Genomic DNA, 13,466 nt, shown 5'->3' with positions numbered 1-13,466 from the left:
CGGCCAGCTATCGCTGCATCAATCCGCTGATAACTTTACAGTGCCCTCAGAAAACATTGGCGGAGACTGCGGCCGCGCTCGACAGGGCCATCCGCGACGCCATGCTCTTCGATGACCTGACAAACCTGCGCGCCCACCTCGACGCTGCCGGCGTTCCACCTCGAAGAAAGCGACATGGATGCCCGCACAACTCGTTATTCGCTAGTGTGGCCACAGAGATCGGCCGTCAAAAAAACCCGCTGCGTGTTCCTGACCGTCTAGCAGCAGGCGCTCGATCATTGGTCTGGAGCGGTCCAGCTTTGAGGGATAGTCTAGGTCGCCCTCGAGTTCGATGACTCGGATGTTGATAGGTTTGTAGCGTACGCCGAGTGAGGGATGCTCGGCAAGCAGCTCATTGATTTTCGTAATGAAGTACAATTCCTGACTGAGCGCCAGGTTGCCAGACAGCTCATTCCGGCGGTCGATAATCTCTGGCATCGCCCGTGGCTCGCGTTGCCGCTGCTGCGGGTTGATCTGCACCACCCAGATTTCGTCTGGCCGCTCCGGCAACTCGGTGAATTCGCGCACAGGCGGATTGCGGCTGAAGAGCCCATCCCAGAAGAGAGTGCCGTGGGCCTCAACGGCACGGAAGAGCGGAGGAACCGCGGCCGAAGCGATCAGCTCATCATAAGTCAATCTCTCACCCTCAAACGCCACTCCGAGGCCGCGGGTAATGTCCGTGGCCCCAATCAGGAGCTTTGGCCTCGCGCGACGATGCGGCTCGCTCGGCAGCGACGCGAGGTCGAGGTGACGACTGAGAAGGTCGCGCAATCGTGGCTCGGCCACGGGACTATAAAGGTAAGGGCTGATCTCGGCGCTGACCGGGAGGCGTGCCGACGACACTGCCCAGAAATTAGCCACCGCATCAAGGATGTCATGCACCTCCAGGTCGCGCCAAAAGTCCATCAGGCGCCGCCGTGCCTCGTCCGCCCCTCCGCCGATCAAGCCAGACCACACCAACGCAGCGCACATCGCCCCGCCCGACGTCCCACTCAAGGCAAGAAGCTGATAACGATCACGAAACTCAGGCGCCAGCAGCGCACTCAGCACACCGGCTGCAAACGCAGCATGGCTTCCCCCGCCTTGGCAGGCTATCGCGATTTTAGGAGCCAGCGACATGAAAACACAACTCTCTTCAAGTTTGTCAACTTACGTGCCCGCGATAGTAGCGGCGGTGCTCGTCGAAGACTAGTGTCGCTTTGCATTTAATCGCAAGACTCTGCCTGCAAGATGCAGATTGAACTAAGCCGCTAGTCGCGGCAGTTGGTGCCCGCTTTGAGAGATGCCTCCTGTCTGAGAGGATTTGGGTGTTGCAAACCCACCCTTCAGACAGGAGATCCAGATGGCCGAGATGAGCCCTCTGCGTCGCCGGATGATCGAGGACATGACGGTCCGCAATCTTTCTCCGGCCACGCAGCAATCCTATCTTTATGCAGTCGCAAAGTTTAGCCGCCATTTTGGCCGATCGCCGGATCGGCTCGGCCTAGACGAGGTCCACGCCTTCCAGGTCCACCCTGTGTCTACGGGCATATCCTGGTCCGGATTGAACCAGATCGTCTGCGCACTCCGGTTCCTCTATGGCGTAACGCTCGGCCAGAATACGATCCCGGAGCATATTCCGTATGCGCGCGAGCCTCGCCAGTTGCCGGTTGTTCTTTCGAGCGACGAGGTGGTCGGATTTCTGCAAGCCGTCTCCAGCTTGAAGGCGCGGGTGCCTTTGACAACGGCTTATGCCGCCGGTCTCAGAGTCTCGGAGGTCTGTGGTCTTCGCGCCACCGCTATCGACAGCTCAAGGATGGTGATCCACATCACGCGTGGCAAAGGCGGCAAAGCCCGCTACGTCATACTGTCGCCGGAACTGCTCGGGATCCTGCGCAGCTATTGGCGCTTGGCGCGGCCCAAGGACATTCTGTTTCCTGGGCGCGATCCTGACAAGCCGATCGAGCCGTGGGTGCTGCATTCCGCCTGCCGTTCGGCGGTTGCGGCGGCGGGCCTTTCCAAGCACGTCACCGTCCATACGCTGCGGCATTCCTTTGCCACTCACCTGCTTGAGAACGGGACCGATATCCGCATCATCCAGGTCCTGCTCGGCCACGCCCACCTCTCGACAACAGCGCGCTATACGCAGGTCTCCACCGACACGATCCGGTCGACGGCCAGTCCGCTCGATCGGTTACGACTGGAGGTGACGCCGCCGGAATCGTAATCGGTTGCGCCCCACCTTCGAAGGGCATCGTCAACTTAACGGAATGTGGAATTCGATGTGCGATGAAGGTTCATGACAGACCGTGATCCACTCTATCGTCGACATCGCTTTCCCGCTGAAGTTATTGCCCACGCCGTGTGGCTCTATTTCCGTTTCCCTCTGAGCCTGCGAATGGTCGAGGACTTGCTGGCTGCCCGTGGGATCATTGTCTCGCACCAGACCGTCCGGCTGTGGGCGGAGAAATTCGGCCGCACCTTTGCCAACGAGATCCGTCGTCGATCATCCGGTCGGCTTGGGGACAAGTGGCATCTCGATGAAGCCGTTGTTTCAATCCGCGGCAAGAAGCATTGGCTGTGGCGCGCAGTTGATCAGGACGGTTTTCGTCTTGGAGGTTCTCGTACAAAGCCGCCGAAATGCAAAGGCCGCCAAGCGCCTGATGCGCAAGCTCTTGAAGGGTCAGGGACGGTCGCCGCGTGCGATGATCACCGACAAGCTGCAGTCCTACGGCGCAGCAAAGCGAGAGATCATGCCGAGTGTAGAGCATCGCTGCCACAAAGGGTTGAATAATCGGGCGGAGAATTCTCACCAACCAGTCCGGCGGCGAGAGCGGATCATGAAGCGCTTCAAGTCACAGCGACATCTACAACGCTTCGTCTCCATCCATGATCCGATCGCCAACCTATTTCAAATCCCGCGCCACGACATCTCCTCCGGCCACCATCGCGAACTGCGCACGGCGGCGATGAGCCTGTGGGCGAAAATTGCCCGAGCATGAGAGATATCTGCGGATGGCGTCTTTCGCTGGCCTTTCATCCGTTAAGTTTACGATGCCTTTGGCACATCAGTTAATCTACCAACCACCTTCCGCGTGCGGGACGCGAATCCCCTCCCAGAAAGCGACGATGCCAAAATCCGCGATCTATGGTTTCATAAAGAGGGCGACGCCGCCAAAATCCGCTTTCCCGCCGCGGCTGGTTGAGGGCAGCAGAATAGATCGGCTTTGTCCTTGAATGAGAATACCTTTTGAAATGAGTTGCTTCTTCGGCAGCAGGGCAATCAAGGCCACCTCGAACTTGCGATTGACGTAACTTTGGATGCAGCAATGGAGCAGGGAAACACCCCAACAAAGTCAGACGTGCTGGCGGCCATGCAGGGCGGCGATTTCCCCGCATTGATGGCCAACGTTAAATTCTCCGACCTCCATTCGTTCGGCGCGATCATAGCAAAAATCCACAATGAAAGTGCTCGAGACGCGATCGCATTCTTCGATAATTTCGACTGGTCCGGCGTCGTTGCACGGTAAGCGGTGTCCTGATTACACTGGACCAAAAGTACAGTGCTCGCCTGTGAGATGAGCGGTGTTCAACGCCATGGCAACTTAGTGGTCATCGCAGTCAATCTGCATATTCGGGTAGGCGCAGGATACGTGTAAAAACCGGTCACAGGCATTTGATGTCTATCTTCTGAGCTGAGATCTTCGACGCCGAGTTCTGTCCAGATCCACCCGAAATCGTACGTGGCCATGGGGTCTTGCGGGTCTGGTCCGGACGATGATCGCATTTCGAGATATTTAAGCCATTCGGCGACTTTCTGGCGGCCAGCTTTGGTGCGGGCTGCGGCGCGCGGCGATAGCTCGCCGAGCATTCCGACGGGCTCGTTGAGGATAGTGCGATATTGTTTGTCGAGCATGGCGTGGACGAGCGGAGTTGCGACTTCCGGGGGGATATCGTCTGCCGATGGCTTTCTGCCCTGATGCGCGGCTTTCAGCTGTTCGATGGTCTGGATGGTGGTGAGCGGTGCGCGAACCATTTTGCCGAGGATATTTTGCACCATCTCGCGGCCTCTTTGCGCCCGCTGGGCGGAGTTGACCATGAGGACGAGAAAGCGTCCCTTGATTTCGAGGTTACCGAGGACGGGCGTGCCGTCTTCCATGGTGACGCCGGCGACCAGAGCGTCCTGGTGGACAGGCTTTGCTGCGCCTTTGGTTGGCGGGCGGCCGAGCCAATTCCAGAACGTCGGGTTCTCCTGGCGCAGGTCGGCGACCCCGGCGAAGCGCTCGGCGATGTCTTTTTCGGTGATGCCGGTTTCGAGGGGAAATCGCACCTCATGAAACACGATGTCGTCGCCATCGCTGTTGCAGACGAGCGGCTGGTTGTCGCCGAGCATCCTGGGCAAGGTATCGAACAGCCAGGCGTGAGTGAACAGAGGGGCTGCCAGACGCAGGGTGTCGTCATCGAGGATCCGTTTTTTGCGCGATCGCGTCTTGCCGGCCATTTCCTTCAGCCCTTCGAGCAGGGCTTCCGATGCTTCCGGTGAATAGGGTAGCAGGCCACCGGTTATGACGTTCGTGCCGCCGACATGGACGATACGTGCGGCGATCTTTTCCCATTGCCGCAAGGTCTGGGTCGCGGTTCCTTCGTTAACGGTCACAGGGTCGCCACCACGCAGGAGATCGCGCGCCAGAAAAGATTTGCCGGGTATGATCTCGCTGACCTCGTAGAGGCTAATGACGGAGGTGCTGATTGCCTTCAGATAGGCCTTGCTGCGCGCGGTTTCCTTGAAGCCGCGGCTCTTGAGATAGGTATCGACGAAGGTCCGGCCGTCCGGTTCAAAGGCCTGGGTGAGGAAATCCTCGAATGCGCATCGCCAAAGGGTCATGGCCCAATGGTCGCCGATAGTCTCGCCGATCTCGTCGTGATCGAGGTCGAATGCGTCCATGACGGGCCAGAAATGGTCGCCCATCACCTCCTCGAACTGAAGAGCCCAGTCGTCCCGACCGAGGAATTTAACGAGGTCGCTCAGGTTAAAATGGTTTGCGTTCATGGATGAGTCTCCAGAGCCGGGGATATGCTGTCTTGATTGCGTGATCGGGCCTGCCTGACGATCTCGCCGATGCGGCCGCGGCTGGCCCGGCCCTCGACGGCTGCCTGTATCTTGCGAATGCTGAGATCGGTGGATGTAGCGAGTGTTTCGATTTCTTTGATCACACGGGCAGGCAGCCTTGGCCGGCCAAGAGGCTTGCCGCGCGCGCGAGCCGCCTGCATTCCGGCGGTGACGCGCTCACTGATCAGGGATGATTCCAGTTCGGCCATGGCGCCGATGATGGTGAACATCGCCCGTCCCATGGGACTTGCCGTGTCGATCTGGTCCTGCACGCTGATGAAGCGCACGGCGAGATGGTCGAATTCTTCGAGCGCTGTCAGGAGATGGCGGGTCGAGCGGGCGAAACGGTCGAACTTCCAGACCAGAACGCAGTCAAGTTCGCGGTTACGGGCGCGGGTCATCAGGGCGTTGAGCCGGGGGCGTCCCTCGCGGCGGCCGGAAACGGCGATATCGCAATATTCGCCGACAATGGTGAGACCGGCGCGCTCGGCATAGGCACGCAGTCCGTCATATTGCAGGTCCGGCTTCTGGTCGGGTGTGGAGACGCGCAGATAGATTGCCGCATGGTTCTGCTGCGGTGTGGGTGCCGTGCTTCGGCGTCCTTTAATGTATTCCTTTTTGGACGGTGGGTCGCTATGTCCCGAAGCCTTCATTTTGCGCACTTTTTTCCACCCCTCCGGCGAACCCTTTTCTGGACATCTTATGACAGCGATCGACCGCACCGCCTACCCGCATTCCGGGGAGCGCCTCACCCGGGCAGAACTGGAGCACCGGTACAGCCTGAGCGAAGCCGATCTCGTCTTCATCCGCAGCAGGGCACGCGGTGCTTCCGGCCGTCTGACATTGGCTGTCTTGCTGAAGGCGCGCCAGGAGCTCGGTTTCTTTCCGGCCCCTGCTGATCTCCACGGCGAAACGATCGCCCATCTGGCATCGCAGCTGGGTTTGGCTGATCCGTCGGTATCGGTCGTTGAAGATGCCGACGACAAGACACTTTACCGGTATCGAACGGCGGTCCGCGCCTTTCTCGATGTTGTGCCTTATGACGAGAGAGGTGAGGATCTGTTGACGGGCGCGATCACGGAAGCGGCGGCAACGATGAGCGATCCGGCTGATCTGATCAATCTGGCGATCGAGGTTCTGGGCAAGGCCTCGATCGACTTGCCGGCCTTCAGCACGCTCGACCGACTCGCCAATCACCTGCGCACGAAGGTTCATACGACGATCTATGCCCGGATCGCGGAACGTCTGGGCAAGGAGGATGCCGCCTTGCTGGATGGATTGCTGGTCGTGGCATCCGGTGCTGTGACAACCAGCTTCAATCGCCTCAAGCACGCCCCGGGTCCGGCGCGCCCGGAAACGATCAAGCTCTGGACGGAGCGGCTTGGATGGCTGACCGGCATGCTCGATCCCGATCCTCTCCTTCAGGAGATTGCCCACACCAAGCGCCGTCAGTTCGCCGCCGAGGCCCGCAGCATGGAGGTGAGCGATCTTCTCGATATCAGCCGGCCAGGCAAGCGCCATACTCTTCTTCTTTGCCTGATCCAACAGGCTCGCGCGCAGTGTCGCGACGAATTGATCGAAATGCTGTTGCGCCGTGTCCGTAAAACCCAGAATGCTGCCAGGGAAAAGCTGAAATCCCTGCTGGACCAGCACCGGGAGATCGAAGAGAAACTGATCATGGTCTTGGGGCAGGTGCTGGAGAACACCAGGCAGAGCGAAACCGACATGGAGGTTGGCCGTCGCATCAGAGCCGTACTGGCGGAGCGTGGCGGCCTCGATCTTCTGTCGGAGCAATGCGAGACCGTCTCGGCCTTTCACCATAACAACGACCTGCCGCTCCTGTGGCCGATCCATGCCAAGGTTCGTGCTTTGCTGTTCAGGCTGCTCGAACTGATGGACATCAGGTCGACGACACAGGAACTCAGCCTTCTGGAAGCGCTGGGCATTGTTATCGACAGCAGGAGCGCCCGCCGCGACGAACTGGCCTATGCTATCGACCTGTCGTTCGCCTCTCAGCGATGGCAGAGCTTTGTGGTGAGGCGGCGCAAAGCGGGCGTCATGCTCGATCGGCGTGCCCTCGAAGTCTGTGTGTTCATCCATCTAGTACCGCGCCACAGAGATTATGACGGGTTGGGTTATCGTAGAATGGGCAAGTCTTCTGGTGGGATGAGAAGTTGGATGCTGCGTGCTGCGCCTGGCACGCGGGATATAAATCCTGCCTTCTCGAGGGTCAGCACCATCTGGTGAACAGACGGAGCCGTAACGGCGAAGTGGCGACGCATGTCGGCTTCGGCCGGAGGCTGTTTGAAGATGCGGCTGTAGGCGTAGATGAAGGCCAGGTACTGGCCTTGGACTTGCGTAAGGCCATGTCTTGCCGTTGCGGCTTGCGGGTCAAGTGAGGGACTCATTTTCGGATTCATCTGCGTCTCCGCGCTGAAGGAGGTGTCGATGAATATAAAGTTTCACGTAGAGCTTAGCCAATCGGAACGTGATCAACTGGCCGTTTTGTTGAGCGGGGGACGCCATGCGTCGCGCAAGATCAAGCGCGCCCAGATCCTGGTGGCGGCGGACGAAGGCTTCAGCGACGAGGTGATCGCGGCAACCTTGAACGTCAGCGGATCGACGATTTACCGGACCAAGCGCCGGTTTGTGGAAGCCAATCTGGAAGGCGCGCTCAGTGAAGAACCGCGCCCGGGTGTTGAGCGCAAGCTATCGAGCAAGGAGGAGGCGCTGTTGGTGGCGACCGCCTGCTCAAAGCCGCCGCCCGGGCGAGCCCGCTGGACCCTGGAGCTTCTGGCCGATGAGATGGTCCGACTCACCGATCATGACGAGTTGTCCTCGGAGACCGTACGTCGCCGGCTGGCTGAGAATCATCTCAAACCTTGGCGCAAAGACATGTGGTGCATCCCAAAGCTCGATGGGGAATACGTCGCGCGCATGGAGGATGTTCTCGACCTCTACGCAGAGACGCCTGATCCACAAAGGCCCGTGGTCTGCTTCGACGAGAGCCCGACCCAACTCATCGGCGAAGTGCGCGAGCCCATTGCGGCCAAGCCTGGCCAGCTTGAACGCTACGACTGCGAGTATCGCCGAAACGGCACGGTCAATCTGTTTGTCTTCATGGACGCCCACCAGCCCTGGCGCAGGGTGAAGGTCACCGATCGGCGAACCAACCAAGACTTCGCCCAGTGCATGCGCGAACTGGTCGACGTCGATTATCCCGACGCCCCGATCATCCGCGTGGTGATGGACAACCTCTCCACCCATTCCGCCGGGGCGCTTTACGACGCATTTCCAGCCCCGGAGGCTCGAAGGGTGCTGAAGCGACTGGAGTTCCACCACACGCCCAAGCACGCCAGTTGGCTCAACATGGTCGAGATCGAGATCGGTGTCCTGCGCAGCCAATGCCTCGACCGTCGTATCGACAATAAAGACACCATAATCGCCGAAGTCGCAGCCTGGGAGCAGCAACGCAACGCTAATGGCGCAAAGATCCAATGGATGTTCACAACCGAAAAAGCCCGCCAAAAGCTCCGCAAAGCTTACCCCGTCAAAGAGTCATAATCTCTGTGGCGCGGCACTAGCCGATGCGCTGCAAGCTGGCGATGTCTTTGTCGTCGGCGCGGAGACCTTTGATGATTACCGCCGTCAGCTCTTGTCCTGGTCGGACTGTGAAGCACGTCTGGCTGATTATTGCGCCGATCTTGGATTGCCGCATTCTGGCGAGGCATTTGCCGCATGGATGAAAGAACAACTGATGGCCGCCACCGCCGCTGTGGATGCTGGCTTTCCGGAAAATATGGAACTGAGCATTGATGCCGGCGGCGTGCCACACCTGAAGCAACAGAAGGCTTCCAGCCGGCCGGAGGGTCTTATGATCTTCGAAGCCTAAATCCATGCCCGCATACGCGAGCGACACCTGCTCGATATTCTGAAGGACAGCACCAGCTGGACCGCGTTTACCCGCCACTTCGATCCGCCATCGGGAGCCGACCCGAAGGTGGCAAGGGCGCTTCAGCGCTATATCCTTACCGTGTTCGGCTATGGCTGCAATCTCGGCCCGGTTCAGACTGCCCGTCATGCGGTCGGCATCGCCAGCGCCGACACCCTGCGCCGGCTCAATGCCCAGCATATCGACACGGCCAAGCTCGAAGCCGCAATGACGGACCTGATCAATGCCTATGACCGTTTCGAGCGGGACTGTCAGGAATTCTGTGCGGGGGGCCATGATGATGAAAAGGAGAGAATCATCACATGGCTATCGAAAAAGAACTTCTGGACCAGCTTCTTGCGGGACGTGATCCGTCCGAGGTTTTCGGCAAGGACGGCTTGCTGGATGACCTGAAGAGGGCGCTTTCGGAGCGCATTCTCAATGCCGAGCTAGACGAGCATTTCGATGTTGAGCGTAGCGAGGGGACCTGTGCCAACCGGCGCAATGGCTCCTCGAGGAAGACAGTTTTGACCGGAACGTCGAAAATGACGCTGGCCATTCCGCGCGACCGGGCCGGCACGTTCGACCCGAAGCTGATCGCCAAATACCAGCGCCGCTTTCCCGATTTCGACGACAAGATCATCTCCATGTACGCCCGCGGCATGACGGTGCGGGAGATCGAGGGTCATCTCGAAGAAATCTACGGCATCGAAGTATCGCCAGACCTAATCTCGGCGGTGACCGATACCGTTCTGGAGGCAGTTGGTGAGTGGCAGAATCGTCCGCTTGAGCTGTGCTATCCCCTTGTGTTCTTCGACGCCATCCGGGTCAAAATCCGGGACGAAGGTTTCGTTCGCAACAAGGCCGTCTATGTCGCACTCGCTATTCTTGCGGACGGCACCAAGGAAATCCTCGGGCTATGGATCGAGCAGACGGAAGGGGCAAAGTTCTGGCTGCGGGTGATGAACGAACTGAAGAGCCGTGGCTGCCAGGACATCCTGATCGCTGTGGTCGATGGCCTGAAGGGCTTTCCCGAAGCCATCAGTGCCGTCTTTCCCCAAACGATCGTGCAGACTTGCATTGTCCACCTGATCCGGCATTCCTTGGAGTTCGTTTCCTACAAGGATAGAAAGCCCGTCATGCCGGCGCTGACAGCCATCTACCGTGCCAGAGATGCCGAGGCGGGCCTGAAGGCACTGGAGGCCTTCGAGGAAGGCTACTGGGGCCAGAAATACCCTGCCATCTCTCAAAGTTGGCGGCGCAATTGGGAACACGTCGTTCCCTTCTTCGCCTTCCCGGAAGGTGTCCGCCGCATCATTTACACCACGAACGCCATAGAGGCCTTGAACTCGAAACTTCGCCGGGCCGTGCGCTCGCGTGGGCATTTCCCTGGTGACGAAGCCGCCATGAAGCTGCTATATCTGGTGCTCAAGAACGCCGCAGAGCAATGGAAGCGCGCGCCGCGGGAATGGCAAAGACACAGTTCGCCGTCATCTTCGGCGAGCGGTTCTTCAACTAATGAACCGGCCCCCCGCACAGAATTCCTGACAGTCCCGTCATGATCACCGACAAGCTCCGGTCCTATGATGCCGCCAGGCGCGACCTCATGCCCGGTGTCGAACACCGGTCGCACAAAGGCCTCAATAATCGAGCGGAAAATTCGCACCAGCCGACCCGACGACGCGAAAGGACCATGAAACGCTTCAAGTCGGCACGCCAGCTTCAGCGGTTCGTTTCCATCCATGATCCGATTGCCAACCTGTTCCACTTTCCCCGCAATACGCTGTCATCGGCTCAACATCGAGACCTGCGTAACGCCGCCATGCAAATCTGGAACAAAATCGCGTGTGTCGCCGCAGCCTGACAGCCGTCCCGGCCAGCTATCGCTGCATCAATCCGCTGATAACTTTACAGTGCCCATTCAAGTGTGGTCCCCGATTCAGGTCAATAGGTTTTCACCGAAACGACCTACGGTCAACGACAATACAGTCGCTGCGATAGCAGATTTTTATGCTGTCGTCGTCTCGCGAGACGGCTTCGGCAGTAACCGATTCCTGTGAATTCCCCTGCCTCTCCCGAGACTCTTGCGAAATTCTGCGCTAACCTTTCATTAACGTCTGATAGGACAAGGCGCATGAACACGATCGGCACCGACCAACTGGAACCCAACCGCTTCTACTGGGCTCGCCGTCTGCCGGCAAAAGGTACGTCGATCTCCGAGCCTAGTGATATCGAGGTTGTCCAGATCTCGACGGTGTTCGGCGCAGCCTGCGAGTTCTGGACGGTCGCGGTGGTGGGCAGCGACGAACGTTTCGATCTCTCCGCCTTCGAATTCTTTCAGAAGGTCCCCTCCCCGCCGATCGCCGAGGCTCGCCGCCCGAATTTGGTAAGCGGGGCAAAATCGGTGGCAACATTTTAGTACTCTCTTATGAAAAGTGTGCATAAGCCGCCGCGTGGAATCCTGTTGGTCGGCGCAGGGATTCCTAAAACGCGGCAAATCATGATTCGCTCCGGGGATGGCAAAGAAGCGGCTTCCCTCACCCGAGCATGCCGACACGCTTTCACTGAATGCGTTACGCAGTCTGGTGACGGGTTTGCTAGAACGGTCGCAGCAGTCGGAAGCCCGACTCGGGAAGCTCGAGGCCGACAACATCCAGCTGCGGGAGGGAAACGCTGCCCTTCGGCTGGACAACACCCGCCTGACACTCGAGAACCAGCTTTTGCGCGACGAGATCGCCCGACTGAAGAACCTGCCGCCGCGCCCGCCGTTTCGCTCCTCCGGCATGGACAAGGCAACCGACAGCAAGCCAGGCGATAAGCAGCCATCGAAGAGAAAGCCACGTGGCCCGAAGCTGGACGTAAAGCGGGTGAGCGGGCAGGAGATCCTGCGCGTCAATGCACCGGCCGGCTCACGCTTCAAGGGGTACAAAAGCATCTATGTTCGCGACCTGGTTCTCAAGGCGGAGCTCGTGCATTACCGTCGCGAATGCTGGGTGACGCCGGATGGAAAGACGGTACTGGCAGCCTTGCCGGCGGGGATCATCGGTGGCTATGGCGCCAATCTCAGGCGGCTGTGCCTGATGTTGCATGCACAAGGACAGGTCACGACGGCGCGTCTGACGACATTGCTCAATGACATTGGTATCGACATCTCAAAACGCCAGATCGTACGGCTTTTGACCCGGCAGCTGGATGGCTTTGTTGCCGAGGACGCGGCGGTGTTGCATGCCGGCCTGGTGTCGTCGTCTTATGTCACCGTCGACGACACCGGCGCCCGACATTCCCATAATCCATGTTACGCCACACACATCGGCGGCCCGAATTTTACTGTCTTTCGCACCACAAAATCGAAGTCCCGCCTGAATTTCCTGTCGCTACTGCGCGGCGGCTACCAGGATTATGTGCTGAACGATGCCGCGTTCGATTACCTGAAAGAACGCCGTGCGGATGCGGCCACTACTGCCGGACTTCGCGCTCTTGAGCCGCAGCGCTTCTGCAACGAGGTGCCATTCATGGCCCATCTGGCCGACAAGGGTATCGACATCTTTGATCGCCAGGAGATTGGCACGCTTGCCGAGGCCGGCCTCTGGGGCGCCATCCGCCATCATGGCCTGGTCGGCAACATGGTGATCGTGTCCGACGACGCCGGCCAGTTCCGAGTCGGCAATCACGCCCTGTGCTGGGTGCATGGCGAGCGCCTTCTGCAGAAGCTGATGCCGGCGACCGCGAAGGAGGAACGGCTGCTCACGATGGTCCGCGATCTCGTGTGGCGCTTTTACAAGGCGCTGAAAGCCTACAAGCAGAATCCTTCCCCTCAGTCCGCACCCGCGTTTCGACGACGGTTCGACAGGATCTTTACCCAGCGCACCGGTTATGAGGCCCTCGACAGGTTGCTCGAACGGCTGCATCGACGAAAGAATGAGCTGCTGAAGGTCCTCGAACATCCCGATATTCCGTTGCACACCAATGCATCGGAGAATGACCTGCGAGCGTTTGTCACGAAGCGGAAGATCTCCGGCGGTACGATGAGCGAGGATGGTCGTGTTGCGCGCGATGTCATGCTTGGTTTGATGAAGACGTGCCAGAAGTTGGGGCTTTCCTTCTACCACTTCCTTGGGGACCGGCTCGGCATTGGCACCATAGGTCACACGATCCCGCCGCTGCCGGCGATCATTCTCGCCAGGGCCTAAACACCGGAGCCGCACGGCTCGGCCGCATTCAGCGACGTTGCCCAACGATCCGGCAGTGCCACCAAATCTGCTCCACGTACCCCGAATTTGACCATTGTTTCCGCCGGGTCGCGGCAGTTAGGCCATTGTATTATAGGCTACTAGAGCGCCTAACGGCATTTAACTAGACCTTTGCTTCCGCAACCAACCATGAGCCACAGCTGACATTTTAACCATC

General features: G+C 59.0%; 11 protein-coding genes and 5 pseudogenes. 11 read left to right on the top strand and 5 right to left on the bottom strand.

Translation table 11 applies throughout. The features are described 5' to 3' along the window. Positions 1-201: 201 nt before the first annotated feature. Complete coding sequence (locus WGT02_RS30015) at positions 202-1,158, bottom strand: patatin-like phospholipase family protein (RefSeq protein ID WP_208245773.1); 957 nt, start codon at positions 1,156-1,158, stop codon at positions 202-204. A gap of 223 nt (positions 1,159-1,381) precedes the next feature. Here WGT02_RS30015 and WGT02_RS30010 point away from each other — a divergent pair, with 223 nt between their 5' ends. The 3 genes and pseudogenes from WGT02_RS30010 to WGT02_RS30000 all read left to right on the top strand — a co-directional run bounded on the left by WGT02_RS30010 (position 1,382) and on the right by WGT02_RS30000 (position 3,020). Next, complete coding sequence (locus WGT02_RS30010) at positions 1,382-2,245, top strand: site-specific integrase (RefSeq protein WP_208245771.1); 864 nt, start codon at positions 1,382-1,384, stop codon at positions 2,243-2,245. 72 nt (positions 2,246-2,317) lie between these two features. Beyond that, positions 2,318-2,728, top strand: a pseudogene (locus WGT02_RS30005) (transposase); the annotation flags it as partial. Beyond that, positions 2,682-3,020 carry a DDE-type integrase/transposase/recombinase gene (locus tag WGT02_RS30000; RefSeq protein ID WP_375679689.1) on the top strand — a complete coding sequence of 113 codons (339 nt, stop codon included), beginning with the start codon at positions 2,682-2,684 and terminating at the stop codon, positions 3,018-3,020. The pseudogene WGT02_RS30005 and the gene WGT02_RS30000, both read left to right, overlap by 47 nt. Before the next feature lie 144 nt (positions 3,021-3,164). On the opposite strand, the gene WGT02_RS29995 is transcribed toward WGT02_RS30000, so the two are convergent. Further along, positions 3,165-3,305, bottom strand: coding sequence for a hypothetical protein (locus tag WGT02_RS29995; RefSeq protein WP_208245769.1), 141 nt, complete (start codon positions 3,303-3,305; stop codon positions 3,165-3,167). Between the two features lie 42 nt (positions 3,306-3,347). Here WGT02_RS29995 and WGT02_RS29990 point away from each other — a divergent pair, with 42 nt between their 5' ends. Then, entirely contained in the window at positions 3,348-3,548 is a 201-nt protein-coding gene (locus tag WGT02_RS29990) for a hypothetical protein (RefSeq protein WP_208245767.1), read from the top strand. A 59-nt stretch (positions 3,549-3,607) separates the two neighbouring features. On the opposite strand, the gene WGT02_RS29985 is transcribed toward WGT02_RS29990, so the two are convergent. Together WGT02_RS29985 and WGT02_RS29980 are read right to left on the bottom strand one after the other, a co-directional pair. Beyond that, entirely contained in the window at positions 3,608-5,068 is a 1,461-nt protein-coding gene (locus WGT02_RS29985) for a hypothetical protein (RefSeq protein WP_225040302.1), read from the bottom strand. Beyond that, entirely contained in the window at positions 5,065-5,781 is a 717-nt protein-coding gene (locus WGT02_RS29980) for a recombinase family protein (RefSeq protein ID WP_210363086.1), read from the bottom strand. The genes WGT02_RS29985 and WGT02_RS29980 overlap by 4 nt, the downstream gene beginning before the upstream one ends. A gap of 49 nt (positions 5,782-5,830) precedes the next feature. Here WGT02_RS29980 and WGT02_RS29975 point away from each other — a divergent pair. After that, positions 5,831-7,231: pseudogene (locus WGT02_RS29975) on the top strand (DUF4158 domain-containing protein); the annotation flags it as partial. Positions 7,232-7,263: 32 nt separating this feature from the next. Here the strand turns inward: WGT02_RS29975 and WGT02_RS29970 are convergent. After that, complete coding sequence (locus WGT02_RS29970; RefSeq protein WP_225039569.1) at positions 7,264-7,548, bottom strand: LexA family transcriptional regulator; 285 nt, start codon at positions 7,546-7,548, stop codon at positions 7,264-7,266. 28 nt (positions 7,549-7,576) lie between these two features. Here WGT02_RS29970 and WGT02_RS29965 point away from each other — a divergent pair, with 28 nt between their 5' ends. The 6 genes and pseudogenes from WGT02_RS29965 to WGT02_RS29940 all read left to right on the top strand — a co-directional run bounded on the left by WGT02_RS29965 (position 7,577) and on the right by WGT02_RS29940 (position 13,249). Beyond that, on the top strand, positions 7,577-8,692 hold the full coding sequence (locus WGT02_RS29965; protein WP_208245192.1) for an IS630 family transposase: 1,116 nt from the start codon (positions 7,577-7,579) through the stop codon (positions 8,690-8,692). 16 nt (positions 8,693-8,708) lie between these two features. Then, positions 8,709-9,323 (top strand): annotated as a pseudogene (locus WGT02_RS29960) (Tn3 family transposase); the annotation flags it as partial. Between the two features lie 59 nt (positions 9,324-9,382). Further along, positions 9,383-10,578 (top strand): annotated as a pseudogene (locus WGT02_RS29955) (IS256 family transposase). Between the two features lie 39 nt (positions 10,579-10,617). Next, positions 10,618-10,923: pseudogene (locus WGT02_RS29950) on the top strand (DDE-type integrase/transposase/recombinase); the annotation flags it as partial. 270 nt (positions 10,924-11,193) lie between these two features. Next, entirely contained in the window at positions 11,194-11,478 is a 285-nt protein-coding gene (locus WGT02_RS29945; protein ID WP_208245763.1) for a hypothetical protein, read from the top strand. 97 nt (positions 11,479-11,575) lie between these two features. Next, complete coding sequence (locus WGT02_RS29940) at positions 11,576-13,249, top strand: transposase (protein WP_208245323.1); 1,674 nt, start codon at positions 11,576-11,578, stop codon at positions 13,247-13,249. Positions 13,250-13,466: the final 217 nt, after the last annotated feature.

The sequence above is a fragment of the Rhizobium sp. T1470 genome, assembly GCF_042140505.1.
Classification (GTDB): Bacteria; Pseudomonadota; Alphaproteobacteria; order Rhizobiales; family Rhizobiaceae; genus Rhizobium; species Rhizobium favelukesii.
The sequence above is the reverse complement of the archived record's forward strand: the minus strand, read 5'-3'. Positions and strand labels throughout refer to the sequence as shown.